The organism is Bacillus sanguinis (assembly GCF_018332475.1).
In the GTDB taxonomy this organism is placed as follows: Bacteria; Bacillota; Bacilli; order Bacillales; family Bacillaceae_G; genus Bacillus_A; species Bacillus_A sanguinis.
In genome coordinates, this window is sequence record NZ_BOQB01000281.1 from 1 (window position 1) to 1,214 (window position 1,214).

General features: G+C 35.6%; 1 protein-coding gene and 1 pseudogene. Both read left to right on the plus strand.

The window, feature by feature from the left end; genetic code table 11:
* Window positions 1-190, plus strand: a pseudogene (locus tag KI369_RS23950) (ABC transporter permease subunit); the annotation flags it as partial.
* A 1-nt stretch (window position 191) separates the two neighbouring features.
* On the plus strand, window positions 192-1,196 hold the full coding sequence (locus tag KI369_RS23955) for an ABC transporter permease (protein ID WP_212957682.1): 1,005 nt from the start codon (window positions 192-194) through the stop codon (window positions 1,194-1,196).
* Window positions 1,197-1,214: the final 18 nt, after the last annotated feature.

Here is a 1,214-nt window from a genome sequence, read left to right on the forward strand (position 1 = left end):
TATGTTATCTAATTTATATATTATAGAATGGATTTTTAATACGGGTGGTATTTTTATGTTTTTGAAATCGTATTTCGGTATTAGAGTTGAGGTTTTCATCGTTAGTGTGCTTCTTATATATATTCCGATTTTTATTTTATTTAAATTGTTTCATTATCTCATTCCGGCTGCGATGAAGGAGAGATTATAATATGTGGACGTATATAAAACGTGATAAAAGATTTTGGATAAGCATTGGGTTTCTTCTCCTATTAGTTCTTTTGAGCATCGGAAATACGTTATGGAATGATGGACATATTAGACAAGTTACATTGCAATATGATGCGGCTGAAAATCCACAAGTGCCACCGTTTCCACCTTCATTACAATTTTTACTCGGGACAGACCGGAAAGGGTATGACCTGTTACATTTAGTCATTGAGGGCGCGAAGTGGACGATTGGTATATCTATTTTAATTGCGGTACTTAGAATGGTAATAGGTGTGTTTTTCGGTGTCGTACTCGGAACGTATATAAAAAGAGGATTTTCAAAAATTGAGGCTTTCTTTGATAGTTTTACAGTTATTCCGACAGTTATGATTGCGTATTTCTTTCTTCAATCTGCAAATGCATTTGGAAGCGGAGAGGAGACAACAACCTTTTTTGAAAGGGCTTCGTTTCAAGTAGTATTACTTGTACTGCTTGTAATGCCAGTTATTGCACTGTATGTTGCGAAGGAAGTTCGTAAATTGCGAACGGAAGAATTTGTTGATGCCGCACGCATATTAGGTGGATCGAGAAGGCATATTGTTATAAAGCATCTTTTTCCGCATCTCTATATGACGTTTATACTTGTGTTTTTTCAGCAGTTTACGCAAACTCTTACTATTTTACTGCACTTAGGGTTACTGGAAATATTCTTTGGCGGAACGGTTAAGTTTTTTGGGCCGATAGAAGAAATAGACTCTTACACACATGAATGGTCAGGTTTAATTGGAGTCTATTTTAGATCATTAACAGTTCATCCGTGGATTCCGCTCGTTCCGATTACATTTTTTGGACTTACTATTTTTTCAGGAAATATGATTGTAAAAAGTATCGAAGAGGCGATGATGAAAGTAAGGTTAGGAGGAGAGCTAGAGAAGGATGTTGTAGAAGAGGAACAATCTGTTGTGCATTCGAAAGAAGAGTTATTTACTTTTAAACATACGATGTGAAAATAAAAAGAAGCAAGC